This is a genomic window from Micromonospora sp. NPDC093277 (genome assembly GCF_044765245.1).
Lineage (GTDB): Bacteria > Actinomycetota > Actinomycetes > Mycobacteriales > Micromonosporaceae > Micromonospora.
In genome coordinates, this window is the sequence record NZ_JBIWJO010000012.1 from 19,995 (window position 1) to 44,897 (window position 24,903).

The 24,903-nt window shown below is 72.9% G+C and carries 22 protein-coding genes; 10 read left to right on the forward strand and 12 right to left on the reverse strand.

What is annotated here, in order from left to right:
• Positions 1 to 14: 14 nt before the first annotated feature.
• A complete protein-coding gene (locus ACIRG9_RS24390) occupies positions 15 to 554 on the reverse strand; it encodes a nucleotidyltransferase domain-containing protein (protein WP_402860172.1) in 540 nt (179 codons plus the stop codon).
• Between the two features lie 81 nt (positions 555 to 635).
• The gene (locus tag ACIRG9_RS24395; protein WP_402860175.1) at positions 636 to 1,628 is read right to left on the reverse strand and encodes an alpha/beta hydrolase family protein; all 993 of its coding nucleotides are present in this window, start codon (positions 1,626 to 1,628) and stop codon (positions 636 to 638) included.
• A gap of 156 nt (positions 1,629 to 1,784) precedes the next feature.
• On the opposite strand from ACIRG9_RS24395, the gene ACIRG9_RS24400 reads away from it, so the two are divergent.
• Positions 1,785 to 1,958 (forward strand): hypothetical protein, encoded by a 174-nt coding sequence (locus ACIRG9_RS24400; RefSeq protein ID WP_402860178.1) that lies wholly within the window; start codon positions 1,785 to 1,787, stop codon positions 1,956 to 1,958.
• Positions 1,959 to 2,106: 148 nt separating this feature from the next.
• Here the strand turns inward: ACIRG9_RS24400 and ACIRG9_RS24405 are convergent, their stop codons facing one another.
• The 4 genes from ACIRG9_RS24405 to ACIRG9_RS24420 form a co-directional block, all read right to left on the reverse strand.
• The gene (locus tag ACIRG9_RS24405; RefSeq protein WP_402860181.1) at positions 2,107 to 3,228 is read right to left on the reverse strand and encodes an acetate/propionate family kinase; all 1,122 of its coding nucleotides are present in this window, start codon (positions 3,226 to 3,228) and stop codon (positions 2,107 to 2,109) included.
• Positions 3,225 to 5,297, reverse strand: a complete 2,073-nt coding sequence (pta, locus tag ACIRG9_RS24410) for a phosphate acetyltransferase (RefSeq protein WP_402860184.1) — start codon at positions 5,295 to 5,297, stop codon at positions 3,225 to 3,227. Before pta ends, ACIRG9_RS24405 begins: the two co-directional genes overlap by 4 nt.
• A gap of 71 nt (positions 5,298 to 5,368) precedes the next feature.
• On the reverse strand, positions 5,369 to 6,076 hold the full coding sequence (locus tag ACIRG9_RS24415) for a DUF998 domain-containing protein (RefSeq protein ID WP_402860187.1): 708 nt from the start codon (positions 6,074 to 6,076) through the stop codon (positions 5,369 to 5,371).
• 107 nt (positions 6,077 to 6,183) lie between these two features.
• The gene (locus tag ACIRG9_RS24420) at positions 6,184 to 6,687 is read right to left on the reverse strand and encodes a GNAT family N-acetyltransferase (protein ID WP_402860190.1); all 504 of its coding nucleotides are present in this window, start codon (positions 6,685 to 6,687) and stop codon (positions 6,184 to 6,186) included.
• Between the two features lie 49 nt (positions 6,688 to 6,736).
• Between ACIRG9_RS24420 and ACIRG9_RS24425 the strand changes: the two genes are divergently transcribed.
• Entirely contained in the window at positions 6,737 to 7,324 is a 588-nt protein-coding gene (locus tag ACIRG9_RS24425; RefSeq protein WP_402860193.1) for a TetR/AcrR family transcriptional regulator, read from the forward strand.
• Between the two features lie 20 nt (positions 7,325 to 7,344).
• Here ACIRG9_RS24425 and ACIRG9_RS24430 read toward each other — a convergent pair whose 3' ends face one another.
• The 5 genes from ACIRG9_RS24430 to ACIRG9_RS24450 form a co-directional block, all read right to left on the reverse strand.
• Positions 7,345 to 7,524 carry a DUF6104 family protein gene (locus ACIRG9_RS24430; RefSeq protein ID WP_402860196.1) on the reverse strand — a complete coding sequence of 60 codons (180 nt, stop codon included), beginning with the start codon at positions 7,522 to 7,524 and terminating at the stop codon, positions 7,345 to 7,347.
• Positions 7,525 to 7,613: 89 nt separating this feature from the next.
• Positions 7,614 to 11,324 carry a multifunctional oxoglutarate decarboxylase/oxoglutarate dehydrogenase thiamine pyrophosphate-binding subunit/dihydrolipoyllysine-residue succinyltransferase subunit gene (locus ACIRG9_RS24435; RefSeq protein WP_402860199.1) on the reverse strand — a complete coding sequence of 1,237 codons (3,711 nt, stop codon included), beginning with the start codon at positions 11,322 to 11,324 and terminating at the stop codon, positions 7,614 to 7,616.
• A 253-nt stretch (positions 11,325 to 11,577) separates the two neighbouring features.
• Complete coding sequence (locus tag ACIRG9_RS24440; RefSeq protein WP_402860202.1) at positions 11,578 to 12,402, reverse strand: ABC transporter permease; 825 nt, start codon at positions 12,400 to 12,402, stop codon at positions 11,578 to 11,580.
• Complete coding sequence (locus ACIRG9_RS24445; RefSeq protein WP_402860205.1) at positions 12,399 to 13,337, reverse strand: ABC transporter ATP-binding protein; 939 nt, start codon at positions 13,335 to 13,337, stop codon at positions 12,399 to 12,401. Before ACIRG9_RS24445 ends, ACIRG9_RS24440 begins: the two co-directional genes overlap by 4 nt.
• 163 nt (positions 13,338 to 13,500) lie before the next feature.
• Positions 13,501 to 14,157 (reverse strand): hypothetical protein, encoded by a 657-nt coding sequence (locus ACIRG9_RS24450; RefSeq protein ID WP_402860208.1) that lies wholly within the window; start codon positions 14,155 to 14,157, stop codon positions 13,501 to 13,503.
• 209 nt (positions 14,158 to 14,366) lie between these two features.
• On the opposite strand from ACIRG9_RS24450, the gene ACIRG9_RS24455 reads away from it, so the two are divergent.
• From ACIRG9_RS24455 to ACIRG9_RS24485, 7 genes are all read left to right on the forward strand, one after another.
• Positions 14,367 to 15,143 carry a GNAT family N-acetyltransferase gene (locus ACIRG9_RS24455; protein WP_402860211.1) on the forward strand — a complete coding sequence of 259 codons (777 nt, stop codon included), beginning with the start codon at positions 14,367 to 14,369 and terminating at the stop codon, positions 15,141 to 15,143.
• Positions 15,140 to 16,066: a lysophospholipid acyltransferase family protein gene (locus ACIRG9_RS24460; protein ID WP_402860214.1), complete on the forward strand. Its 927-nt coding sequence runs from the start codon at positions 15,140 to 15,142 to the stop codon at positions 16,064 to 16,066. Before ACIRG9_RS24455 ends, ACIRG9_RS24460 begins: the two co-directional genes overlap by 4 nt.
• Positions 16,067 to 16,179: 113 nt before the next feature.
• The gene (locus ACIRG9_RS24465; protein ID WP_402860217.1) at positions 16,180 to 17,013 is read left to right on the forward strand and encodes a DUF4097 family beta strand repeat-containing protein; all 834 of its coding nucleotides are present in this window, start codon (positions 16,180 to 16,182) and stop codon (positions 17,011 to 17,013) included.
• Positions 17,010 to 17,627: a PadR family transcriptional regulator gene (locus tag ACIRG9_RS24470; protein WP_402860219.1), complete on the forward strand. Its 618-nt coding sequence runs from the start codon at positions 17,010 to 17,012 to the stop codon at positions 17,625 to 17,627. Before ACIRG9_RS24465 ends, ACIRG9_RS24470 begins: the two co-directional genes overlap by 4 nt.
• Before the next feature lie 85 nt (positions 17,628 to 17,712).
• A complete protein-coding gene (locus ACIRG9_RS24475) occupies positions 17,713 to 18,414 on the forward strand; it encodes a response regulator transcription factor (protein WP_402860222.1) in 702 nt (233 codons plus the stop codon).
• Positions 18,411 to 19,964, forward strand: coding sequence for a sensor histidine kinase (locus ACIRG9_RS24480; protein ID WP_402860225.1), 1,554 nt, complete (start codon positions 18,411 to 18,413; stop codon positions 19,962 to 19,964). The genes ACIRG9_RS24475 and ACIRG9_RS24480 overlap by 4 nt, the downstream gene beginning before the upstream one ends.
• 62 nt (positions 19,965 to 20,026) lie before the next feature.
• Entirely contained in the window at positions 20,027 to 21,796 is a 1,770-nt protein-coding gene (locus tag ACIRG9_RS24485) for a trypsin-like peptidase domain-containing protein (RefSeq protein ID WP_402860228.1), read from the forward strand.
• Positions 21,797 to 21,897: 101 nt separating this feature from the next.
• Here ACIRG9_RS24485 and ACIRG9_RS24490 read toward each other — a convergent pair whose 3' ends face one another.
• On the reverse strand, positions 21,898 to 23,739 hold the full coding sequence (locus ACIRG9_RS24490) for a M48 family metallopeptidase (RefSeq protein ID WP_402860231.1): 1,842 nt from the start codon (positions 23,737 to 23,739) through the stop codon (positions 21,898 to 21,900).
• Between the two features lie 155 nt (positions 23,740 to 23,894).
• Between ACIRG9_RS24490 and ACIRG9_RS24495 the strand changes: the two genes are divergently transcribed.
• Complete coding sequence (locus ACIRG9_RS24495) at positions 23,895 to 24,848, forward strand: DUF4034 domain-containing protein (RefSeq protein ID WP_402860233.1); 954 nt, start codon at positions 23,895 to 23,897, stop codon at positions 24,846 to 24,848.
• The last annotated feature ends 55 nt before the right edge of the window (positions 24,849 to 24,903 follow it).

A 24,903-nucleotide genomic window follows, 5' to 3' on the forward strand; every position in this document is an offset into this window, starting at 1 on the left:
GGGCGGCCGGCCGGTCACCGTCCGCGCGGGTCCGGCACGCTGCTTCGGAGGCGGGCGAGGTCGGCGGCGTCCTTGGCGCGGCGTGGCCGGGCCGGCATCCAGACCGGGAACATCTCCTTGAACTCGATCTGCGCGGCCACGCCGATGATCGGCGCGGACAGCGGGCCGATGCGGCCCGGCTCAGCGTCGAGCATCCGGTCGGGCAGCGGCGTGCCGGCCCACGGCCCGGCGCCCACCACGACCCGGCCGTCGGCGTCCCGGTCCAGGTAGGCGAAGCTCAGCTCCACGTCGCCCCGAAGCAGGTCGAGTTGGGTGTCGGCGGGCATCCGAGGGTCCGGGCGCCAACCGTGCCCGCCGAGCAGGGCGGCCAGCGCGTTCGCGTCGCGTCGCCAGCAGTACCAGTCGACGTCGACGTGCGGCCGGGTCACCTCGCCGAGGTGGAAGTCCATCGCCCAGCCGCCGCGCAGCCACACCGCGACGCCGGCTCGTTCCGCCAGCCCGGTCACCTCGCGGATGGCGTCGAGTTGCCGCCCTGCCAGCCCCGCACCGTCCACCCGCGCAACGCTACCGCCCACACCTCGCCCGCGCCGCCCCCGCAGCGACCCGGTTGATCATGGAGTTGCGGGTCGGCGGGGTCAGCGGGGGAGGCGGCTGGTGAGGGCGGTGGTGCCGGGGAGCTGGGCGTCGATGGGGAGCCGGCGCAGGGCCGCCCGGTCGTCGTAGAGGGTCCAGCGGAGGAAGTCGATGGTGGCGGCGAGGACCTGGGCGAAGCCGGGGCGGCCCGGGGTCAGGTACTCGCCGTGGCCCTGACCGGGGAGGCTCAGGAAGGCGGCCGGCCCGAGCACGCGGGCGTACCCGGCCCGGCCGACGGACTCCGGCACGATCGGGTCGGCGCTGCCGTGCACGAACAGCAGCGGGGCGACGGGACCGGCGAAGCTGCCGGCCAGGCCACCTCCGGCGATCACGATCCCCGCGCGCAGCCGCGCCGGGTGCCCGGAGGTGAACATGCCGGCCGTGGTGAAGCCGCCCGCCGAGTGTCCGGCCGCGCCGATCCGGTTGACGGCCAGGTGCCCGGCGAGCGGGTCGCCGCGGCGGGCGTCGAGGCGGATCAGGTGGCGGATCAGCCGCCAGCCGTCGGCGGGCTGGTTGCGGACATCGGCCCGGCTGAAGTCCCGCGCCCGCAGGTTGGTACGCGGATAGGTGGGCGCGGCCACCACGAAGCCGGCGGCGGCCCAGCGGGTGGTCAACGGGGCGTGCAGCTCGGGCAGGCTGTGCAGCCCGTGGCTGTAGATCACCACCGGGAAGCGTCCGGCGGCCACCGGCGCACCCGGCCGGACCTCGGGCGGGCCCGGGGACGGCGCGGCTGCGGGTGCCGCCAGCCGAGTGAGCGCGGGGCCGGGTGCCGTTGCGGCCGGGGCGGGCTGCGCGGCCGGCTCCACCGGGTACCAGACGGTGACCGGCAGCGGCCGGGTGCCGCCCGGGTCGACGACGAACTGCCGCATCCCGACGGCGTACGCCCGCTGCGGGGCGGGCTGGCTGGTGGACGGCCCGGGAGCGGCGGTCGTGGCCGGACCACACCCGGCGAGCAGCGCCGTCACCAGCGCGGCGACCAGCCGCTGCACCCTCACCCCTTCACGGTAGGCGGCCGGGTGGCCGGTACGGCCCAGACGTCCGGACCGGGCGTCACCGCCACCCGGCCGACGTGTCTCCACCGGCCGGACCGTGTTGTCGTCTCGGGCACGTCGGGACCGTCCGAGTGGACGAGTTTCGCTAGGGTCACGCGCATGGCTGAGAACTACACCGACCCGAGCGGCAACACCGCGCAGTTCCGTGCCTTCGTCGAGTCGCCGGAGCCGGCAGCGGCGGCGGCGGAGGCCCCCTCCCGGTTGCCGCTGATCGCCGGCATCGGCGTCGCCGTCGTGGTCATCGCCCTGGTCGTTTGGCTGGCGCTGGCCTGAGCCCCCGCCGCCGGGTCCGGGCTGGACGGCCGGACGAACACCGCCCGGTCGTGGTTTGCCGAGAGGCGCCTACCCGGCCCGTTCGCTGCTGCGCGGTCGGGGAGCCGTCGCTGCCTTCGGGCGGCCTGTGTGATCGCCCGCCGGCGGCTCAGCCGGGCTGGCCGAGCACGTCCCGGGTCTCCCGGGCGATCTCGCGCTCCTCGTCGGTGTTGACCACGCAGACCGCGACCTCGGCACCGTCCGGTGAGATCACCCGGTCGCCGCTGCCGTCGTTGCGGGCCGGATCGACCGCGATCCCGAGCCGCTCCAGGCCGGCCAGGGACGCGGCCCGGACCGGTGCCGCGTGCTCGCCGACGCCGGCGGTGAAGGTGACCGCGTCGACCCGTCCGAGCAGGGCGTAGTAGGCGCCCACGTACCCGGTGATCCGGCGCTGGTAGACGTCGAAGGCGAGCACGGCGGCCGGGTCGCCGGCGTCGCGGCGGGCCAGCACCTCGCGCATGTCGTTGGCCCCGGTCAGCCCGAGCAGGCCGCTGCGGTGGTTGAGCAGGTCGTCGATCTCGTCCACGCCCATCCCGGCCTCGCGGCGCAGGTGGAAGATGACCGTCGGATCCAGGTCGCCGCTGCGGGTGCCCATGACCAGGCCCTCCAGCGGGGACATACCCATCGAGGTGGCCACGCTGCGCCCGCCACGGACCGCGCAGGCGCTCGCCCCGTTGCCCAGGTGCAGGGTGATCGTGTTCAGCTCCGCGTACGGCCGGCCGAGCAGCTCGGCGGTGCGCCGGGAGACGTACGAGTGCGACGTGCCGTGGAAGCCGTACCGGCGGACCCCCCAGCGCTCGGCGGTGTCCCGGTCGATCGCGTACGTGGCGGCGGCCTCGGGCAGCGTGTGGTGGAAGGCGGTGTCGAAGACGGCGACCTGCGGGGTGTCCGGCAGCGCCTCCCGGGCCACCCGGATGCCGGCCAGGTTGGCCGGGTTGTGCAGCGGTGCGAGCGGCACCAGGTCCTCGATCGCGGCGATGACCTCGTCGTCGATCAGCACCGGCGCGCTGAACCTCCGGCCGCCGTGCACCACCCGGTGCCCGACCCCGGCCAGCCCGTCGAGGTCGAGCCGGTCGATGATCTCCCGCACCGCGGTCTCGTGGTCGACCGGCCCGCCGCCCGGCTCGCCGATCCGCTCGACAAGGCCCTTGTCGCGGACCTGTTCACCGTCGTACAGCCGGTACTTGACCGACGACGACCCGCAGTTCAGGACCAGGATCCGGTCGGTCACGCGACCTCCTCCGACGGCGCGGCGGACTGGATGGCGGTGATCGCCACCGTGTTGACGATGTCGGGCACGGTGGCGCCCCGGGACAGGTCGTTGACCGGGCGCCGCAGGCCCTGCATGACCGGGCCGACCGCCACCGCGCCGGCCGACCGCTGCACCGCCTTGTACGTGTTGTTGCCGGTGTTCAGGTCCGGGAAGATGAACACCGTGGCCCGCCCCGCCACCGGGCTCTCCGGCAGCTTGGTGGCCGCCACCTGCGGGTCGATCGCCGCGTCGTACTGGATCGGGCCCTCCACCAGCAGCTCCGGCCGGCGTTCCCGGACCAGCTTGGTGGCCGCCGCGACCTTCTCCACGTCCGCGCCGAAGCCGGATTCGCCGGTCGAGTACGACAGCATCGCCACCCGCGGTTCGATGCCGAACCGGGCCGCGGTGTCGGCCGACGAGATGGCGATGTCGGCGAGCTGGGCGGCGTCCGGGTCCGGGTTGACCGCGCAGTCGCCATAGACCAGCACCCGGTCGGCGAGCAGCATGAAGAAGACGCTGGAGGCGACCGAGACGCCCGGCACGGTCCGGATGATCTCGAAGGCCGGCCGGATGGTGGCCGCGGTGGTGTGGGTGGCCCCGGAGACCATGCCGTCGGCGTGCCCGGTCTGCACCATCATCGTGCCGAAGTAGTTGGACTGGGCCACGATGTCGTAGGCCAGTTCGAGGCTCAGGCCCCGGTGGGCGCGGAGCCGCGCGTACTCGGCGGCGAACTCGTCCCGCCACGGGCTGGTCACCGGGTCGACCACCTGCGCGTCGCCGATGTCCACGCCCAGCTCCCGGGTACGCCGGGCGATCTCGTCGGGGCGACCGAGCAGGGTGAGGTCGGCGACGCCCCGGCGGAGCAGGATCTCCGCCGCGCGCAGGATCCGCTCCTCCGCGCCCTCCGGCAGCACCAGCCGCCGGCGTCGCGTCCGGGCCCGTTCGATGAGGTCGTTCTCGAACATCAGCGGGGTGACCCGTTCGGAGCGGCTGACCCGCAGCCGGCCGGCCAGGTCGACGGTGTCCACGCAGCGTTCGAAGGCGCCGATCGCCGCCTCCACCTTGCGCGGGTTCGCCGTGCTGGGGCGGCCCTCGATCCGGCTGGACGCCGCGACCGTGTCGTAGCTGTCACTGGTCACCGAGAGCACGGCCAGTCCGGTGTTCAGCCGCTCGACCAGCCGCATCGCCCGCGGGTCTGGCTGCTCGCCGAGGGTGAGCACCAGGCCGGCCAGGGAGACCTGCCCGGCCACGTGCGCGGCGCCGGCCGCCACCAGCAGGTCGGCCCGGTCGCCAGGGGTGATCACCAACGCCCCGTCGGTCAGGTGGTCGATCAGGGTGGGCACGTGCGCCGCGCCCACCACGTAGTCGAGCACGTCCCGTTCGAGCGCGGCCTCGTCGCCGGAGAGCAGGGTGGCGTCGAGCGCCGCCGCCACCTCGGCCACCGTCGGCGCCGACACGGCCGGCACCTCCGGGATCGCGTACGCGGGGACGGGCAGCTCGGGCAGCTCCATCGGCCCGGGCACCCGGTTGGCCACCACGGCCACCACGGTCGCGCCCAGGTCCTGCAGGTCGTGGTACGCCCCGCGCACCGCCGCCGCGATCGCCTCGGGCTGCTGCCCGAACCCGTCGACCACGGGCACCACCACGCTGCCGAACTCGGTGGCCAGCCGGGCGTTGAAGGCCAGCTCGCGGGGGCCGGCACCGTCCCCGTCGGCGAAGTCGCTGCCCACCACGACCACGGCCGGGCAGCGCCGCTCGACCTCGCGGTAGCGGGCCACGATCCGGGAGATCAGCTCTCCCCGCCGCCCCTCGGCGACCAGCGCGGTGGCCTCCGCGTACGTCGAGCCGTGCAGCTCGTCGATCGGCACTTCCACCCGGTAGCGCTCGGTGAGCAGGGCGAGGATCGGGTCGGGGCCGGTGCCGGGGACCAACGGCCGGAACGCGCCGATCCGCTCGACCTGCCGGGAGAGCAACTCGGCCAGGCCGAGCGCGACCGTCGACTTGCCACCGCCCGACCCCACACCGGTCAGGTAAACGCTGCGTGCCACGACCACACGCTACAAGATCGCGGTGCCCTCCGCCCGGGTCCTTGTGCCCGGGGCCGACGGCCCTTTCCTGGTCAGGGCGATGCCGGTGCGGCGGGCCGGGTGTCCTGCTCCGCGTTACTCCCGTCGATGGACTCCGCGGCCCGGAACAGCGCGTCGCTCTTCGCCACCCAGGCCGCCCCGAAGGCGAACACGGCGACCGTCTCGCACCACAGCACCGGCTTGAGCGCCTGCCGTACCTCCTCGGAGAGCTGCGTACTCGCCAGCGCGACCGTGATCGCCGCCAGGATGAGCCCGCCGCAGACGCGGTAGAACCGGACGGCCGTCCGGGACGGCGGCACCCCGACCCGGTCGGGTCCGGTGAAGAGGAAGAGGCAGAAGGCCGCGAGGAGCACGAAGAGCGCCGCGGCGGCGACCTGGTGCACCATGCCGACCGTCTCGTCGCGGTGGCTGATGGTGCCGGTCGGTGCGCCCACCGTGGTGGGGAAGAGGGCCACCGCGACCGCCAGCACCCCGGCGACGGTGCCCAGCACGTCGTCCGGCCGGCGGTACCGGTAGGCGATCAGGAACACCCCGACGGCGCACAGCGAGCCGACGAAGACGTCGCGCATCTCGGTGTGGTAGTAACCGCTGAGCGAGTCGAGCAGGGTGAGCCGGCGGGTCGCGACCAGGTGACCGACCACGAGCACGACCGGCAGTGCGATGCCGACGGATCCGATGCCCAGGCGTAGGTGACGCACGGTCACCGCGTCCTGTGGCGGCTTGCGGGATTCAGGATTCATCTCCGCCTCCCTGGCGTCGGGCGGCGTGTGGTCCGGCGCGTCCTCGTCGGACCCTGGACGCTGCCTTCCAGTGGACGCCAGGGAACGGCCCGCCGTCAATGGTCGGCTCACCCGCCGGCCGGTGCCAGCTCCCGCTCGTACACCTGCCCGGTCAGGTCCACTCCGAAGCTGTGGTGGGGCTCCTCCTCGATCAGCCGGAACCCGCGGGAGAGATAGATCCGGCGGGCGGCGACCAGGGGGTGATTGGTCCAGAGCCGCATCCGGGAGTACCCCGCCCGCCGTGCGAAGGTGAGGCACTCGTCGACGAGCCGGCCGCCGACCCGGCGTCCCCGGGCCGCCGGGTCCACCAGCAGGATCCGGAGCTGCGCCGTCCGCTCGTCCGCCGCGACGCAGAAGACGCAGCCCACCCGCTCGCCGTCGACCTCGGCGATCCAGGCGGCCTCCCGGGTCGCGTCGTGACCGGCGGCGTAGTCGGCCACGATCCGGGCCACGAGCGCCTCGAAGCTGGTGTCCCAGCCGTACTCGGCGGCGTACATCTCGCCGTGGGCCATCACCACCCAGCCCAGGTCACCGGGACGGCCCAGCGGACGAATGAGGATTTCCGAGCTCATCGACACCCCTCTCCAACTGAAACAGTCGTTTCAGTGGCAGAGTAGCGCTGTGACCGAGCAGAAGCGACCCCCCAGCGCCCGCCGGGACGAACTCACCGAGCGGGCCTACCGGTACGCGCTGGAGCACGGGCTGACGGAGCTGTCGCTGCGCCCGCTCGCCGCCGCCATCGGGTCCAGTCCCCGGGTACTGCTCTTCCTCTTCGGCTCCAAGGACGAGCTGATCCGCGCGCTGCTCGCCCGCGCCCGCGCCGACGAGCTGACGGCGCTGCGTCGGGTCCTGGAGGCGGGAGGGCACGACGACTTCGCCGCCGCGGTGCGGGCGACGTGGCGGTGGCTCGTGGATCCGGCGCACCGATCGTTGCTGGTCCTCTGGCTCCAGGCGTACGCCCGCTCGCTCAGCGAGCCGGACGGGCCCTGGGCGGGCTTCGCCCGGCAGACAGTGGAGGACTGGCTCGGCCTGCTGGCCGACGCCCACGGCGAGGCTGGCGGCGACCACCATGCCGGCGATGCCGATCCTGCCCTCGGTCTGGCGCTGCTGCGCGGTGCGCTGCTCGACCTACTGGCCACCGGCGACGCCGAGCGCGCGACGGCGGCCGTCGAGCGGTACCTGGACCTGACCGGGGCAGCGGCCCGGTAACCCTGGCCGGCGTGGTCGGCCTACTCCTCGTCCTCGTCGTCGAGCCGGGCCAGCCAGGTGGCGAAGCGCTCGATCGGGGTCTCGAACTCGGGGTTCAGGTCGACGAAGTCGCGCAGCCGTTCGCCCAGCCACTCCAGGGTGACCTGCTCGTCGCCCCGGCGCTCGACCAGCTCCTCGATGCCACGGTCGGTGAAGTACAACGGTTCGTCCTCTCGGAAGGCGACGCCACACGAGGCGGGGCAGCGGCCGTCGTACGGTCGCTGCCCCGGTGTCTCGCGGTGCGGTCAGATCACGGGCGGGGGAGAGCCGCCTCGATCAGGGCGGTCTGCTCGACGTCGTGCATCTTCGCCGAGCCGACCGACGGGGCGGCGGCGGCCGGACGGGAGATGCGGCGCAGCCGGACGTCGCTCAGGTGCTCCAGCAGGTTGAGCGCGACGAACGACCAGGCACCCTGGTTGGCCGGCTCCTCCTGCACCCAGGCGAAGTCCTCGGCATTCGGGTACTGCGCCAGGGCGGCCCGGATCTCCTCGACGGGCAGCGGGTAGAGCTGCTCCATCCGGATGATCGCGGTGTCCGTGACCCCCCGCTCCTGCCGGGCCTGGAACAGGTCGTAGTAGACCTTGCCCGAGCAGAGCAGCACCCGCTTCACCTGCTCCGGCGCCGGGGCGGCGGTGTCCCGCAGGACCGGCTGGAAGGTGCCCGAGGTGAAGTCCTCCACCGGCGACACGCAGAGCTTGTGCCGCAGCAGCGACTTCGGCGTGAACACCACCAGCGGCTTGCGCTTCGGCGACAGGGCCTGGCGACGCAGCAGGTGGAAGTAGTTCGCCGGGGTGGTCGGGATGGACACCCGCATGTTGTCCTCGGCGCAGAGCTGGAGGAACCGCTCCGGACGGCCGGAGGTGTGGTCCGGGCCCTGGCCCTCGTGGCCGTGCGGCAGCAGCAGGGTGACCGCGGAGCGCTGGCCCCACTTCACCTCGCCGGAGGAGATGAACTCGTCGATCACCGACTGGGCGCCGTTGACGAAGTCACCGAACTGGGCCTCCCAGCAGACCAGCGCGTTGATGTTCTCCACCGAGTAGCCGTACTCGAAGCCCATCGCGGCGTACTCGGAGAGCAGCGAGTCGTGGACGAAGAAGCGGGACCGTTCGCCGTCGGCGGTGAGCGACTTCAGCGGGAGGTAGTCGTCGCCGGTCTTCGCGTCGACGATCGAGGCGTGCCGCTGGACGAAGGTGCCGCGCCGGGAGTCCTGCCCGGCGAGCCGGACGGTGACCCCGTCGTTCAGCAGCGCGCCGAACGCGATGATCTCGCCGAAGCCCCAGTCGATGCCGCCCTCGACGGACATCTTGGCCCGCCGGTCCAGCAGCTGCTGGATGCGCTTGTGCGGGGTGAAGCCCTCGGGGAGGTTGACGTGCGCCTCGCCGATCGCCTTGACCACGGCGGCGTCGGTGGCGGTGTCGACCCGCGGCTCCGGCTCCTCCTCGCGGTTCGGCCGGCTGAGCTGGCGCGGCGTGGTGGCCGCGTCGCGGGTGGCCTTGAAGACCCGCTCCAGCTGCGCCTGGTAGTCGCGCAGCAGCTCCTCCGCGTCCTCCACGGTGATGTCACCCCGCCCGATGAGCTCCTCGGTGTAGAGCTTCCGGACCGACCGCTTGGAGTCGATGATCTGGTACATCTGCGGGTTGGACATCGACGGGTCGTCGCCCTCGTTGTGTCCGCGACGGCGGTAGCAGACCATGTCGATCACGACGTCCTTGTTGAACGCCTGGCGGTACTCGAAGGCGAGCCGGGCCACCCGGACGACGGCCTCCGGGTCGTCGCCGTTGACGTGGAAGATCGGCGCCTGGATCATCCGGGCGACGTCGGTGCTGTAGAGGCTGGACCGGCTGTATTCCGGGGCGGTGGTGAAGCCGACCTGGTTGTTGACCACCACGTGCACCGTTCCGCCGGTGCGGTAGCCGCGCAGCTGCGACAGGTTGAGCGTCTCGGCGACCACGCCCTGGCCGGCGAAGGCCGCGTCACCGTGCACCGCCAGCGGCAGCACGGTGTAGCCCTCCAGCTTGAGGTCTATCCGGTCCTGCTTGGCCCGGACGATGCCCTCCAGCACCGGGTCCACGGCCTCCAGGTGCGACGGGTTCGCCACCACCGACACCTTGACCGTGTGCTCGCCGTTCGGGGTGGTGAACTTGCCGTTCTGGCCGAGGTGGTACTTCACGTCGCCCGAGCCCTGGGTGGAGCGCGGGTCGAGGTGCCCCTCGAACTCGGAGAAGATCTTCTCGTACGGCTTGCCGACGATGTTGGCCAGCACGTTGAGCCGGCCGCGGTGGGCCATGCCGATGACGACCTCGTCCAGCCCGGCCTCGGCGGAGGACTCCAGCACCTCGCCGAGGAGCGGGATCAGCGACTCGCCGCCCTCCAGCGAGAAGCGCTTCTGGCCGACGTACTTGGTCTGCAGGAAGGTCTCGAACGCCTCGGCGGCGTTGAGCCGGTTGAGCACGTGCTTCTGCTCGTCCCGGTTCGGCTTCTCGTACTTGCGCTCTATCCGTTCCTGGATCCAGCGCCGCTCCTCCGGGTCCTGGACGTGCATGTACTCGACGCCGACCCGGCGGCAGTACGAGTCACGCAGCACGCCGAGGATCTGGCGCAGCTTCATCCGCTGCTTGCCGGCGAAGCCGTTGACCGGGAAGACCCGGTCCAGGTCCCACAGGGTCAGCCCGTGCTGGAGGACGTCCAGGTCCGGGTGCTTGCGGATCTTGAACTCCAGTGGGTCGGTGTCGGCCATCAGGTGGCCGCGCACCCGGTACGCGTGGATCAGCTCGTGCACCCGCGCGGTCTTGTTGATCTGGCCCTCGGAGTTGACGGCCACGTCCTGCACCCAGCGCACCGGCTCGTACGGGATGCGCAGCGAGGTGAAGATCTGGTCGTAGAAGCCGTGCTCGCCGAGCAGCAGCTCGTGCATCACCTTGAGGAACTCGCCGGACTGCGCGCCCTGGATGATCCGGTGGTCGTACGTGCTGGTCAGCGTGATGACCTTGCTGACCGCCAGCTCCGCCAGGGTGGCCTCGCTCATGCCCTGGTAAGGCGCCGGGTACTCCATGGCGCCGACGCCGATGATGGCGCTCTGGCCCTGCATCAGGCGCGGGATCGAGTGAACCGTGCCGATGCCGCCCGGGTTGGTCAGCGAGATGGTGGTGCCGGAGTAGTCGTCCATGGTCAGCTCGTTGCGGCGGGCGCGCCGGACCACGTCCTCGTATGCCTGCCAGAACTGCCGGAAGTCCATCCGCTCGCAGGCCTTGATGGAGGGGACCACCAGGGTGCGGGAGCCGTCCGGCTTGGCCAGGTCGATGGCGATGCCCAGGTTGACGTGCTCGGGGCGGACCATCGCCGGCTTGCCGTCGACCTCGGCGTAGGAGTTGTTCATCTCCGGGTGCTCGACCAGCGCCCGGACCATCGCGTACCCGATCAGGTGGGTGAAGCTCACCTTGCCGCCGCGGCCGCGGGCCAGGTGGTTGTTGACCACGATGCGGTTGTCGACCAGCAGCTTCGCCGGGACCGCGCGGACGCTCGTGGCGGTCGGCACGGCGAGCGAGGCGTCCATGTTCTGCACGATCTTGGCGGCGACGCCGCGCAGCGGGGTGGTGCCGGCGGCGCTGACGGTCGGGGCCTTGGCGACGGGCTTCGCGGCCGGCTTGGCGGCGGGCTTCTCCGCCGGCTTCTCGGGGGCCTTCGCGGCGGGGGCCGGCTTCGCCGGGGCCGGCTGCTGGGTGACGCTGGCGACGGCCTCCTGCTGCTCAGCGGGCTCGGGACGGGTGGCCGGCTTGGCCTTGCCGTCGGGGCGCGGGGTCGCGGCGCCCGGGGCGGGCCGGTAGTCGGCGAAGAAGTCGTGCCAGGCCGAGTCCACGCTCGAGGGGTCGGCGAGATAGCGCTGGTACATCTCCTCGACGATCCACTCGTTCGGGCCGAAACCCGCCAGTGGGTTCTCCTGCGAAGTTTGCTGGGTCGACACGGCCGCTGATCGCCTCTTTCACGCGGGTTCGTATGCACGCGGTGTCCGGCGGTGCCCGGAAATGGGCGCACGGACGGATCCCAGGCTACGCCGTACGAATCCTGTGGGCATTGTCGCCTCCGGCGGGTGGCCCGATTCACAGAAGATGCCAGAAGTTCAGCAAACCCTGCGTGTCCGTTCCGGTGGTGATAAGCGACGGCGGCCCTGAGTGGTGACACAGGGTCACCGCTCAGGGCCGGTCGAGGGTTCGGGGTCAGGAGATGTCGCGACGCCGGATGGTCAGAATCCCGATCACGCCGGCCACGACGGCGTACCCGATCAACACCGCGGCTCCCGCCCAGCGTGGCGGGTTGCCGGGAATCTCGGCCCCGCTCACCATCAGGCTCGACGCCAGCGAGGGGACCAGCAGCTGGAGCTTGTTGATCCACTCGCCGAACTTCGCGGCCAGCACGCTGATCACGATGGCGGCGCCGATGGTGCCACCCAGGTAGAGCAGGATGCCGGTCACCGTGGCGCCGATCTGGCTGCGGATGAGCACGCCGATCCCGACGCCCAGCACCGACCAGAGCAGGTAGGCCAGGCAGTTGAGGCCCACGGCCCGCCAGGCCGCGTCGTTGCCGAACTGGGAGCCGATGTCCACCGCGTTCAGCACCAGCGGGGCGGCGACCAGGTTGAGCAGGGTGGTGCCCAGCCAGAAGAGCAGCGCGAGCACACCCGCGGCGGCCAGCTTGGCCAGCATCACCGCGGCGCGGTGCGGCGCGGTGAGGAACGTGGTGGTCACCGTCTGGTGGAAGAACTCGCTGGTCACCACGACGATGCCGAGCAGCATCACGATGAGCAGGCCGAAGAACTGGCCGCTGGTGTAGAGGTTGGCGGCCAGGCTGTCCACGCTGGCGACCGCCTGCACCTGGTCGGCCTGATCGGCCGGCACCTCGCCGATGTTTCCGCTGGTCAGGGCGTCTGCCTGCAGCCAGTTGAAGAGTACGGCGAGGGCCCAGAGCGGCAGGGTGATCAGCCCGAAGATCCACCAGGTGCTGGTGGTACGGATCTTGAGCAGCTCGGATCGAACCAGGTTCATCGGATGCCCGCCTTTCCGGCCGTCAGTTCGAGGAAGACACCTTCCAGGTCGGGGCGCTCGGTGGTCAGCTCGTGCAGCTCCACCTTCGCGGCCAGGGCCACCCGGCCGACGGTCGGGGCGTCCACGCCGGTGACCAGCAGCGCGCCGTGCTCGCCGGTGGCCACGGTGGCCGCCTGCTCGCGCAGCGCGGCGGTCAGCTCGTCGGCCTGCGGGGTGCGGACCCGCACCTGGGCGCCGTGTGTCATCGAGCCGAGCACCTGCTCCACGGTGCCCTGCCGGACCAGCTTGCCGGCCGCGATGATCACCACGTCGTCGGCGAGCAGCTGCATCTCGGAGAGCAGGTGGCTGGAGACCAGCACGGTCCGCCCCTCGGCGGCCAGCCCCTTGAGGAAGCCGCGCATCCAGCGGATGCCCTCCGGGTCGAGGCCGTTGGCCGGCTCGTCGAGGATCAGCACCTGCGGGTTGCCGAGCATCGCGGCGGCGATGCCGAGCCGCTGCTTCATGCCCAGCGAGTAGCCCTTGAACTTGCGCTTCGCGGCCGGGGTCAGCCCGACCAGCGCGAGCGCCTCGTCGGCCCGCTCGCGGGGCAGGCCGGCCGCAGCGCAGATCACCCGCAGGTGGTTGATCCCGGTACGGCCCTTGTGCGCGCTGGACGCCTCCAGCACCGCGCCCACCGAGTGCAGCGGGTCGGTCAGGTCGGCGTACCGGTGGCCGCCGATGGTGGCCTCGCCGGCGGTCGGCGTGACCAGGTTGAGCAGCATGCGCAGGGTGGTCGTCTTACCGGCGCCGTTCGGGCCGAGGAAGCCGGTCACCCGCCCCGGCTGGACGGTGAAGGACAGATTGTCGACCGCCCGCACGTTCTTGTATTGCTTGGTCAGCCCGGACACCACGATCTGGCCGGTCCCGGCGCTGGGGCTTGACTGCCCGTCGGACATCGTTCTCCTCTCCTGGCGCGGCGCGCGGGCGCGCCGCTGGGGGCACCGTCGCGAACAGCGCCGTGGCACAGCCTCGCAACCGCGCGCAACAGGGTCAATCAGGCGGGACGCGTACGTCCTCCTCCGTCGGGGGCAGGAGGCGATCGTTCTCAGGGAGGAGAGGTCAGGCCGGCGGCAGCGCGATCCAGGTGGCCCGGGCGTAGCCGAGCAGGGCGCCGTCGGGGCCGTAAAGGCTGGAGTGCACCTCGGCCTTGCGCCCCTCGCCGCCGACCATCGCGCCGGTCACCACGCACTCGTCGCCGGGCCGCGGCAGCGCCGCGACCACTGCGGCGATCCGACCCAGGACGTACGGGCGGCCGGGCGCGATCACCGCCCAGCCGCCGGGGCAGTCCAGCGCCGCCCAGACCGTCGCCGGCACCACCCCGGCCGGGGCGCGGAACGGCGCGGCGGTCCGGCCGTCCGGCAGCCGGCCCGGGAAGATGCGCAGCCCGTCCGGATTCTCGGGGCCGCAGACGTAGCAGCCCGGGAAGGGGTGCTCCACCAGCCCCGGGTACGTCCGGGCGGCGGCCTCGGCCGTCGGCTGGTCCACCGGTGGCACCACGGCGCTGAACTCGTCGACCCGGCGTACCTGCGCGATCACCTGGCCGTCCGGGTCGTGAACCGAGCCGTCGACCGCGGTCAGCGGGGTCTCCAGTGGGGGCGGTTTGCGCAGGGTGACCTCCACCGGCCCCCGGCCGTCGACCACCGCCGCGAAGATCCCGGCGCTCCAGCCGCCGTTGCCCGAGCCGGCGGGCCCGTGGAAGCGCGACTCGATGATCATGTACGTCCTCCAGGCTGGTCCGGGCCCGGCCCCCTTGCCGGCCCCGCCCGGCAGCCTCGCACGCCCGACTTCGCCGGCTCCACCCGCCCGATCCCGGCGCGGGGGTGAACGCCGCAGGTGGGGGGCGGGACCGGAGCGCCGACCGGCGTTCACCGGATCGACACCCCTCATCCCCATGGCCGGCAACCGCGCCCCTTACACAGATACCCATGGCCGTTCTGCACGCCGCTGGCGCACCCCTGACGACCAGTGGCTACACCCTGCTGATCGCCGACGACCCGAACCTGGTCGCGGCCGCGCAACGCCTCCGCCACGAGGTGTTCGCCACCGAGCTCGGCGCGACCCTGCATCCAGGGGCCGCCGGGCTCGACACCGACGAGTTCGACGCGCACTGCGACCACCTGGTCGTGCTGCGGGAGGGCACCGACGAGGTGGTCGGCACGTACCGGCTGCTGCCGCCCGGTCGCGCGAGTCGCCCGTATTCCGACGGCGAGTTCGACCTGACCCCGCTCGCCCCGCTCCGGGACGGCCTGGTCGAGGCGGGTCGCTCCTGCGTGCACCCGGACCACCGCTCCGGCGCGGTGATCAACCTGATGTGGGCGGGCATCGCCCGCTACCTGCACCTGCGCGGGTCGCGCTGGCTGGGCGGCTGCGCCTCGGTGCCGGTCGCCGACGGCGGCCTCGCGGCTGCCGAGGTGTGGGCTCAGGTCACCGCCCGGCACCTGGCCCCGCCGCCGATGCGGATCACGCCCCGCCGCCCGTGGTTCGCCGAGGCGCCCGCCGCCGATCCGGCAAGCCTCTCGACCGCTGAGCGTCGGGCGTTGATCCCGCCGCTGCTCCGCGGTTACCTCCGGCTCGGCGCGTGGGTCTGCGGGGAGCCGGCGTACGACCCGGACTTCGCCTGCGCCGACTTCTACGTGCTGCTCTCGCTGGACCGGATGAACCCGCGCTACCTGCGGCACTTCCTCGGTGGGGAGCCGTCGTGACCACCGACGACCTGTGGCGGCCCTCGTCGGGCTGCGGGCCGGCGTGCCTGCCGGCCGACGCCGGGCCGGCCGTGTCGCTCCCGCGCCGGGTGGGGCGGCTGCTGGGGGTGTTCGGGATGCTGCTGGCGGGGGTCGGGCTGGCCGCATTGCTGCCGCTGCTGCCCGCCCGGGACCGGGGGGCCGCGCTGCGTGGCTGGGCCCGCGGCACCCTGCGGGCCCTCGGCGTGCGGCTGGTGGTCCGGGGCCGGCTGCCGCGCCGGCGGGCGCTGCTGGTCGCCAACCACCTCTCCTGGCTGGACATCCTCGCCGTGCTCGCGGTCGCGCCGGCCCGGATGCTCGCCAAGCAGGAGGTGCGGGAGTGGCCCCTGATGGGGCCGCTGGCCGCCGCCGGTGGCACGGTCTTCGTGGACCGGTCCCGGCCGCGTGACCTGCCGGCCACGGTCGGTCGGGTGACCAGCGCGCTGCGCGCCGGACACTCGGTGGCGGTCTTCCCCGAGGGGACGACCTGGTGCGGCGAGGCGGCCGACTGCCGGCCCGGGCGGGGCTTCCGGCCGGCCATGTTCCAGGCCGCGGTGGACGCCGGCGCGCCGATCGTGCCGCTGCGCCTCACCTACCGGTACGCCGGCGACCCGACCACCCTGGCCGCCTTCCTCGGTGAGGAGACGCTCTGGGAGTCGGTACGCCGGGTGCTGTCCGCCCGGGACCTGACCGTGTCGGTGGTGGTGGCCACCGCGCTGCACCCGGACGTGGAGGCGGACCGGCGGGTGCTGGCCCGCGCCGCCGAGTCGGCGATCCACCTGACCTCGGCCCGGCCGGTGTCCGCCGGTCGGCCCGCCCCGGTGCTGGACCTCTCGCCGGCCCGTTCGGGCGATGCTCCCACGATGTCGACCGATCGGGAGGTGGCGCTCGACCTGGCCGCCTGACGCTCTCGCGACATATCTCGCGACAGTCTTGTTCAGTCGCGATGTATCGCGTTATGCTTCCCCCCGGTCACTCGACGTGCCGTGGCTCGGCACGTCGCCGAGGGGAGGACGCCATGCCCAGCTGGACGGTCGACAGCCCACAGCGGCTCACCCTGGACGAGCCGGTCACCCGGCTCGACGTACGGCTGGTCACCGGCCGCCTCAACGTGGTCGCCACCGACGGTCCGGCCCGGATCGACATCACCCGGGTCAGCCGCCGGCCGGTCGTGGTGGAGCAGCGCGACGGTCGCCTCTTCGTCGGGCACGAGCGGCACCCCCGCTGGCCCGGGTTCCTCTGGTGGCTCGGTCAGCTCGGCCGCCGGTTCCGGGCCGAGGTCTCGATCGCCGTACCGGCGCACGTGCTGGCCGACCTGCACCTGGTGGCCGGTTCGCTGGTCGCCTCCGGCCTGCGCCGGGACACCCGGGTCGACGTCACCTCCGGTCGGGTCACCCTGATGGGGCTGCGCGGGCACACCACCGCCAAGGTCACCTCGGGTCCGGTGGAGGCCCTCGGCGTGGGCGGCGACCTCAACCTGGAGACGGTCTCCGGCGAGCTGATCCTCGCCGACAGCGCGCCCGAGCGGGTCCGCGCCCACGCGGTCTCCGGGTCGATCACCTGCGACCTGGACAATCCCAAGGGGAGCGACATCCGGCTCAGCGCCATCTCCGGCAGCATCACCGTGCGGGTCCGTGAGGACAGCGACCTTACCGTCCACCTGCACACCACCTCCGGCCGGATCACCAGCGGCTTCCCACTGACGGGCGGCGGCGGCTTCGGCTCCGTCAAGGACAGCCACGGTGTCCTCGGCACCGGCGGCGGTAAGCTCTGGGCGTCCGCGACGTCGGGCAGCATCGCGCTGCTCGCCCGGCCCGTCGAGGACGCCGACGACCTGGAGGAGCTGCCGTGACCGCCGTGTTCAGTCACGGGCGGCTCCGGCTCTATCTGCTCAAGCTGCTCGACGACGGCCCGAAGCACGGCTACGAGCTGATCCGGCTGCTGGAGGACCGCTTCCTCGGCCTGTACGCGCCGAGCGCCGGCACCATCTACCCCCGGCTGCAACGCCTGGAGGTCGAGGGGCTGGTCACCCACACCGCGGCCGGCGGCCGCAAGGTGTACGAGATCACCGAGGCGGGCCGGGCGGAGCTGCGGCAGCGCGCCGACGAGCTGGCCATTCTGGAATCGGACATCACCGCCTCGGTCGAGGACCTGTCCGCCCTGGCCGGGGAGATCCGCAGCGAGGTACGCGGCTCCGTGCGCGACCTGAAGCGGGAGCTGCGCGATGCGGCCCGGCAGACCCGGCGGGGACACTGGGAGCCGCCGCCGACCCGGCCCACCACCAACGGCGGCCGGGCGGCGCACGGCGAAACGCCCCTGCTCGCCGAGTTCGACCAGCGGCTGGCCGCGTTCACCGTCGAGGTGGGCGCGCTGGTCCGCGCCGGCCGGCTCACCGACAGCCAGCTCCGGACCGCGATCCGGCTGCTTGACGGCGCGCTGGACGGGCTGCGCCGGCTGCTCCGCTGAGCCGCCTCCCAGGCTCGGCCCGCTCACAGGCTGTTTTCAGCATCCACCCAGCGGGACCGCAGCCGGGGCGCGGATGATGGGCGACATGGTGGCTACCCAGACCGAGGCTCGTCTGCTCGTCGTCGAGGACGATCCCAACATCCTCGAGCTGCTCTCCGCGAGCCTGCGTTTCGCCGGCTTCGACGTCGCCACCGCGACCAGCGGCAGTGCCGCGCTGACCGCCGCCAAGGACCACCGGCCCGACCTGGTCGTGCTCGACGTGATGCTGCCCGACCTGGACGGCTTCGAGGTCATCCGGATGCTCCGTGAGGGCGGTACGCGTACCCCGGTGGTCTTCCTGACCGCCCGCGACGCCACCGACGACAAGATCCGCGGGCTCACTCTGGGCGGCGACGACTACGTCACCAAGCCGTTCAGCCTGGAGGAGTTGACCGCCCGGATCCGGGCGGTGCTGCGGCGTACCGCCACCGGTGATCACGCCCCCTCCCGGCTCACCTTCGCCGACCTGGAGCTGGACGAGGAGACCCACGAGGTGCACCGGGCCGGCCAGCGGGTGCAGCTGTCGCCGACCGAGTTCAAGCTGCTGCGCTACCTGATGCTCAACGCCAACCGGGTGCTCTCCAAGGCGCAGATCCTCGATCACGTCTGGAACTACGACTTCCGCGGCGACGACAACATCGTCGAGTCCTACATCTCCTACCTGCGCCGCAAGGTCGACAACACCCAGCCGCGACTGATCCACACCTTGCGCGGGGTCGGCTACGTGCTGCGTAAGCCGGCGGCGTGAGCGCCGTCCACGACGCGAAGGGCCACCTTCGGACCATCCCGCTGCGAGTCAAGCTGGTCGCCGCAGTCCTGGCCCTGGTCGCCGCCGCGCTTCTCGTGATCAGCGCGCTCACCGCCTACTTCCTCCGCAACTACCTGATCGGGCAGGCGGACGACCAACTCCGCAGCGGCGCCGCCGGCGTGGCCCGGGAGCTGGAACGCAGCGAGAATCCAGTGCAGGTCGGTATCCCCTCGGACTACGTGGCCTCCAAGGCCATTCCCGGTGGAGTTTTGGCCGAACCCGTGCGCTATCACGGGCTTAGCCCGGAGGCACTGCCGCCCTTTCCCACGGACTACGCCGGCTTCCAGGCCAACGTAGGTGATCCGTTTACCGTCCGCTCGATCGATGGCCGGACGCGCTGGCGGATGCTCTACACGGATGTCGGGGGCGGTCAGGTCGTTGCCTTCGGGCAGCATCTCACCGCTGTCGACCAGGCCGTGAAGCAGCTGGTCTGGATCGACCTGCTGGTCGGTGGGGCGGTGCTGATCATCCTGGCGTCGGTGGGCGCGGGAATCGTGCGTACCAGTCTCAAGCCGCTCGTGGAGATCGAGCGGACGGCGGCGGCCATCGCCGGCGGCGACCTGAGCCGGCGGGTGCCCGACCCAGAGGAGGGCCGGGCCTTCCCGACCTCCGAGCTGGGCCGGCTCTCCCGGGCGCTGAACGCGATGCTCGCCCAGATCGAGGCGGCCTTCACCGCGCGGGCGGCGTCCGAGGCGGCGGCCCGCAGCGCGGAGGTCAGCGCCCGGGACGCGGCCGCGCAGGCTCAGGCGTCCGAGGCGCGGGCCCGCCGCTCCGAGGAGCGGATGCGGCAGTTCATCGCGGACGCCTCGCACGAGCTGCGCACCCCGCTGACCACCATCCGGGGCTTCGCGGAGCTCTACCGGCAGGGCGCGGCCCGGCAGCCCGAGCAGACCGCCGGCCTGCTGCGCCGGATCGAGGACGAGGCGGCCCGGATGGGGCTGCTGGTGGAGGACCTGCTGCTGCTCGCCCGGATGGACCGGGAACGGCCGATCGCGCTGGCCCCGGTGGAGCTGCCGGTGCTCGCCTCGGACGCGGTGCAGGCGGCCCGGGCGGTCGACCCGGAGCGCCGGGTCGAGCTGGACATCGAGCCCGGTGCCGGGCCGCTGGTGGTGCTCGGTGACGACGCCCGGCTGCGGCAGGTGATCGGCAACCTGATGACGAACGCGCTCACCCACACCCCGCCGGACGCCTCGGTGACCCTGCGGCTGCGGGTCGAACCCGGCAACCTGGCCGTGATCGAGGTGGCGGACACCGGACCGGGCCTCACCACGGAACAGGCTGAGCGGGTCTTCGAGCGGTTCTACCGGGTGGACGCGGCGCGGACCCGGCAGGCCGGCGGGCCGACCAGCACCGGGCTTGGGCTGGCCATCGTGGCCGCGCTGGTGGCGGTGCACCACGGCATGGTCGAGGTAGTCGAAACACCGGGCGGCGGGGCCACATTCCGGGTCAAACTGCCACTGCTGCCCGAATCCCCGGAGCCGGGCGACTGACTTTCAGAAAACATACAGGCGTATTCCAGGCTGATTGCAGTGCCAGCGGAGAAGGTGGATACATGACCGACCACGAGACCGACCCGCAGCGGTCGCCGGCTCTCGCCGACGCCGAGCCGTCGCATCCCACCGCCGAGCTGCCCCACGCCGGGAACGGGCCCTCGGACTCCAGCCCCACCCCGGCCGTCGCGCCGGTTCCGGCCGACTCCCCGGCCGCCGGGACCGCCGCCGGCGCCGGCCGCGCCGACGCGCCGGCCACCACGGACTTCGGCCGCGCCGACGAGCCGGCCACCACGGACTTCGGCCGTAGCGAGGCTCCGGCCACCACCGAGCTCGGCCGCACCGACGAGCCGGCCACCGTCGAGGTCAGCCGCCTTGACGCGCCGGCCACCGCCGAGTTCGGCCGTACCGACGCCCCGGCCGCCTTCGACGCCGGTCGGGTCGAGTCGGAGCAGGCCGCCAGCCCGTACGCCCGGCCGACGGCGACCCCGTCCGCGCCGCCGTACCCGGTCTCCGGGCAGCCGCAGCAGCCCGGCCCCTGGTACGGGGGGCAGCAGCCGTCCGGCTGGGCCGCCGGCACGCACCAGGGCACCGGCGCGCACTATGGTGCCGGCCCGCACCAGGGTGCCGGCGCGCACTACGGTGCCGGCTACCCGACGGCGGCCGGCGGGGCCGTTCCGCCGTACCAGCCGCACCAGCCGTATCCCGGCGCGCAGCCGCACCAGCCCGGCCAGCCGGTCCCGCCGTGGGCCTCGCCGCAGTCCGGGCCGCGGCCGAGCCGAGCGGGCAGGTTCCTTGGCGTGGGGGCCCTGGCCCTGGCGCTGATGCTGGGCTCCGGGGTGGCCGGCGGCGCGCTCGCGCTCGCCCTGAACGGCAACTCGGGCACCACCATCACCCGCAACTACTCGGCGGCGCCCGTGATCAACCCCGCCGACCTGCCGAAGATCGCGGCCTCCGTCCAGGACAGCATCGTCACGATCATGACGAACAGCGGTGAGGGCTCCGGGGTGATCCTCAGCGCCGACGGGTACGTGCTGACCAACAACCACGTGGTCGCCTCCGCCAGCGGTGACACGGTGAAGGTGGTCTTCGCCGACGGCAAGAACGCCGATGCGAAGATCGTCGGCACCGACCCGAAGACCGACCTGGCGGTGGTCCAGGCCAGCGGGGTGAGCGGTCTGAAGGCGGCCAAGTTCGGCGACAGCGACGCGATGCAGGTGGGCGACCAGGTGCTCGCCCTGGGCAGCCCGCTCGGCCTCCAGGGCTCGGTCACGGCCGGCATCCTCAGCGCCCGCGACCGCACCATCCAGGCCGGCGAGGGCGGCCAGCAGCAGATGGAACCGCAGCAGGGCGCCAGCTCGATCTCCGGGCTGCTCCAGACCGACGCCCCGATCAACCCGGGCAACTCCGGCGGCGCGCTGGTCAACACCCGGGGCGAGGTGATCGGCATCAACACCGCCATCGCCACCGCCGGACAGGGCAGCAACGGCAACATCGGCGTCGGCTTCGCCATCCCGAGCAACAAGGCCAAGGACGTCGCCGAAAAGCTTCAGCGCGGCGAGAAGATCAGCCACCCGTCGCTCGGGGTCAGCGTGAACGCCGCCGAGGACGGTGGCGCGCTGATCGCCGCGGTCGTCCCGGGCAGCGCCGCGGAAAAGGCCGGGCTGCAGCGGGGCGACGTGGTCACCCGGTTCGGCGACAAGGTGATCAAGGATTCGAACGATCTGGTTGGTGCCGTCCAGTCGGGCAAGGTCGGCGACCGGGTCGATGTGCAGTTCAAGCGAAACGGATCGGACCAGACGGCAACCGTGACGCTCGCTGAGACGTCCTAAGGGATACAGACCTGCCTCCTCCACTGGCGGGGGGGGGGGGGGGGGGGGGGGGGGGGGGGGGGGGGGCCCCCCCCCCCCCCCCCCCCCGCCGCCGTCCCGGATCAGCTGTTGATCTGCCGGAACACGTGCAGCAGGGTGTCCCGGCTGTGCTTCTCCAGGAACTCGCTGGCCATCAGCTCCTGGACCTGAACCACCCGGCCGTCGTGCAGGGTCAGGGCCGCCTTCAACGGCACCTCCCGCTGCACCTCGACCGAGGTGATCTCCTCGTACGGCAGGTACGGGTACCGGGTGGCCACCTCGCTCACCGGCTCCGCGCGGACCAGCGTGGTGAGCCGCTGCTCACCCTCACTGGACTTGCCCGGGTCGGGGATCAGGACGAGGCCGTTGTCCAGCACGAGCACGTCGTGCTCCCGGCCGTCGATCTTGATGTTGGCCAGCCCGCCGATCAGGTCGGCGTCGCGCGCGGACGCCCGGGCCTGCACCACCGTCGCCTGCGCCGGGTCGACGCCCCGCTCGGCGAGGCGGGCCAGCGCCTCGTCCAGGGTCTCCGGGGACACCGCCAGCTTGGCGATCTCGGCCAGGTCCCACGGCTCGCCGGTCGAGCCGACCAGCCGGGCCGGCCCGGACCAGGAGAGCTGCCAGTGTGCCCGCCCCGAGCGGATCGCCGCGTTGTCGAGCAGCGTCTCCATCGGCCCGGCGAAGGCGACCGCCGCCTCCCTCCGGGTGGCACCGGAGATGAACTGCTCGGCGAGCTCGCCGAGCCGGCCGGCGCGGACCAGGTCCAGCACCGTGGGCAGACCCGGCGTCGCCACACCGGTGAATCGGCCGGCCGCCCGGTAGATGCGGTCCGCCTGCTGCTGGGTGGACGTGGCCATCCACTCGGCGACGAACTCGGGCCAGGGCAGAATCTGGCGCGACCCGTGCTCGACCACCATGCTCTGGAGCTGCCGGCCGGCGCCCGCCACGTCGGCGAGCGCGATCCAGGCCGGCCGGTCGTCCGGCCGTACCTGGACCACCGGCGTCTCGGCCATGGCGGCGACCCGTACGCCGATCGGCGGGTGGGTGTCCCAGCGGGACGCCTTCCGCTCCGGCGCGTTCTCGCGCATCTCGTCGATCTCGTCCCGGCGCGCGTCGAGCAACCGGGCGAAGCCGCCGAACAGGTCGTCCGGCAGGAGCCCGGCCGACCAGCCCGGCTCGACGTACTGGCGCATGTAGAACGCCCAGGCCGCGTCGAGCGCGGGCAGCGTACGCAGCGCGGAGCTGGCCGCCTCGTGGCCGGCGAGCCGCAGCGACGCCCGGTCGGCCTCCAGCTCCTGCCGGCGGGACGCCGCGTTGTCGACCATCAGGTAGAGCATCGCGTAGCCCTTGAAGACCCACCCGACCGGATTGCGCGGGCTGATCCGCTCGACGGTCTCCGCGATGGCCAGCCGGCCCCGGTAGGCGACCGCGCCGAGCCGGGTGTGCTGGCCGGAGTAGTGACCCAGCTCGTGCGCGAGCACCGAGCGCAACTGGTCGACCCGCAGGCCCAGGAGCAGCGGCAGCCCGACGTAGAGGGTGCGCCGGCCGCCGAGCAGGCCGAGCAGCCGGCTCTGCTCGCTGACGGCCGCGTTCACGTCCGGCAGCAAACGGATCTCGTCGGGCGCGCGGGTGCCGACCGCGGCGGCCAGCTCGCGTACGGTGGCCCAGAGCTGCGGCGCCTCCCGCTCGCCCAGGATCGGGCCGGGCATCGGCTCGTTCTTCGTGCGGATCGCCTTCCAGAGGCCGACGCCGACCGCGCCGAGCGCGACGAGCAGCGGGAGCAGCAGCTTGCCGGTGAGTACGCCGCTGGTGCGGCTGAACAGCCAGACGCCGAGCGCGGCGACGGCGACGAGCTGGAGCAGCGCGACGACGTAGAAGCCGATCAACATGACCACCGAGGCGAGCGCCCGGTATGTCGCGGACATGGATTTCCCTTCCCCCGTAAGAGGTGCCCGCCTCTCTCTGCCGGGCGGGCCGTCGGGGGACCGTACGACGCGAGGGCTCTTCGGACAAGTCCCTTCCGCCCCCATCCGCCGAGCCCATACGATCTGCGCCGACACTGCGGGGAGAGGAACGAGGCATGTGGCCATTCCGGCTTGGTGGGCGGCTGCGGGTTGATCCGGCGATGGGCGACGACACGGCGCGCGCCCTACGCGAGGCGCTGCTGCGGCGGGACTGGCGGGCGGGGCATGACCTGCTGACGGCGGCCACCGACCCGGACGATCACGCGTTCTACGTCTCGATCGCGGCGGACGTGCCCGGGGTGCAGGACTGGATCGGCGAATGGATCGACGCGGAGCCGGGGTCCACGCTCCCGGTGCTGGTCCGGGGCGCGCACGCGGTCCACTGGGCCTGGGAGGCGAGAGGCGCGGCCTCGGCCAAGCGCACCAGCCAGGAGCAGTTCCAGGAGTTCCGGCGCCGGCTCAAGCTGGCCGAGAACTGCCTCGACGAGGTCGTGTCGCGCAACCCGGACGACACCACCGCCTGGACGTTCCTGGTGAAGTCGGCACGCGGACGGCAGGTGGGCCGACCCGAGGCGCAGCGCCGCTTCGACGAGGTCGTCGCCCGGCACCCCGGGCACCGGATCGCCCACGAGCAGATGCTCCAGTACAACTGCGCGAAGTGGTTCGGCAGCCACGAGCAGATGTTCGCGTTCGCCCGCGACGCGGTGGCCAAGATGCCGCCGGGTTCTCCGCTGGGGGCCCTCATCCCCAGCGCGCACCTGGAGATGTGGCTGGACCTGCCGTCGGGGCGCGATGACGAGTACCTGCGCGGCGCCGATGTGGTGGCCGAGGTGAACGCGGCGGCCGACCAGTCGGTACGCCACCCGGACTACCGGCGACGCCCGGGTTGGCCCGTGGCGCACAACTACTTCGCGCAGCTGTTCGCCCGGGCCGGCGACCACCGCTCGGCGGTCGAGCAGTTCGAGGTGATCGGCGACCGGGTGACGGAGCTGCCCTGGTGCTACAACATTGGCACGCCGAGCATGGCGTTCGCCCGCTGGCGGCGGAAGGTCGGCGCCGGGCGAGGCTGAGCCCCGGCGGTCCCGGGTGGAGGGCGAGCGCGACCGTGCCGACCCCCGGGGACGA

Bases quoted from the DNA above. Each gene is read 5' to 3' on its own strand.
- ACIRG9_RS24400 (WP_402860178.1), top strand. From the start codon at position 1,785: ATGGCTGAGAACTACACCGACCCGAGCGGCAACACCGCGCAGTTCCGT.
- ACIRG9_RS24415 (WP_402860187.1), bottom strand. From the start codon at position 6,076: ATGAATCCTGAATCCCGCAAGCCGCCACAGGACGCGGTGACCGTGCGT.
- ACIRG9_RS24420 (WP_402860190.1), bottom strand. From the start codon at position 6,687: ATGAGCTCGGAAATCCTCATTCGTCCGCTGGGCCGTCCCGGTGACCTG.
- ACIRG9_RS24440 (WP_402860202.1), bottom strand. From the start codon at position 12,402: ATGAACCTGGTTCGATCCGAGCTGCTCAAGATCCGTACCACCAGCACC.
- ACIRG9_RS24445 (WP_402860205.1), bottom strand. From the start codon at position 13,337: ATGTCCGACGGGCAGTCAAGCCCCAGCGCCGGGACCGGCCAGATCGTG.
- ACIRG9_RS24450 (WP_402860208.1), bottom strand. From the start codon at position 14,157: ATGATCATCGAGTCGCGCTTCCACGGGCCCGCCGGCTCGGGCAACGGC.
- ACIRG9_RS24455 (WP_402860211.1), top strand. From the start codon at position 14,367: ATGGCCGTTCTGCACGCCGCTGGCGCACCCCTGACGACCAGTGGCTAC.
- ACIRG9_RS24465 (WP_402860217.1), top strand. From the start codon at position 16,180: ATGCCCAGCTGGACGGTCGACAGCCCACAGCGGCTCACCCTGGACGAG.
- ACIRG9_RS24475 (WP_402860222.1), top strand. From the start codon at position 17,713: ATGGTGGCTACCCAGACCGAGGCTCGTCTGCTCGTCGTCGAGGACGAT.
- ACIRG9_RS24485 (WP_402860228.1), top strand. From the start codon at position 20,027: ATGACCGACCACGAGACCGACCCGCAGCGGTCGCCGGCTCTCGCCGAC.
- ACIRG9_RS24490 (WP_402860231.1), bottom strand. From the start codon at position 23,739: ATGTCCGCGACATACCGGGCGCTCGCCTCGGTGGTCATGTTGATCGGC.
- ACIRG9_RS24495 (WP_402860233.1), top strand. From the start codon at position 23,895: ATGTGGCCATTCCGGCTTGGTGGGCGGCTGCGGGTTGATCCGGCGATG.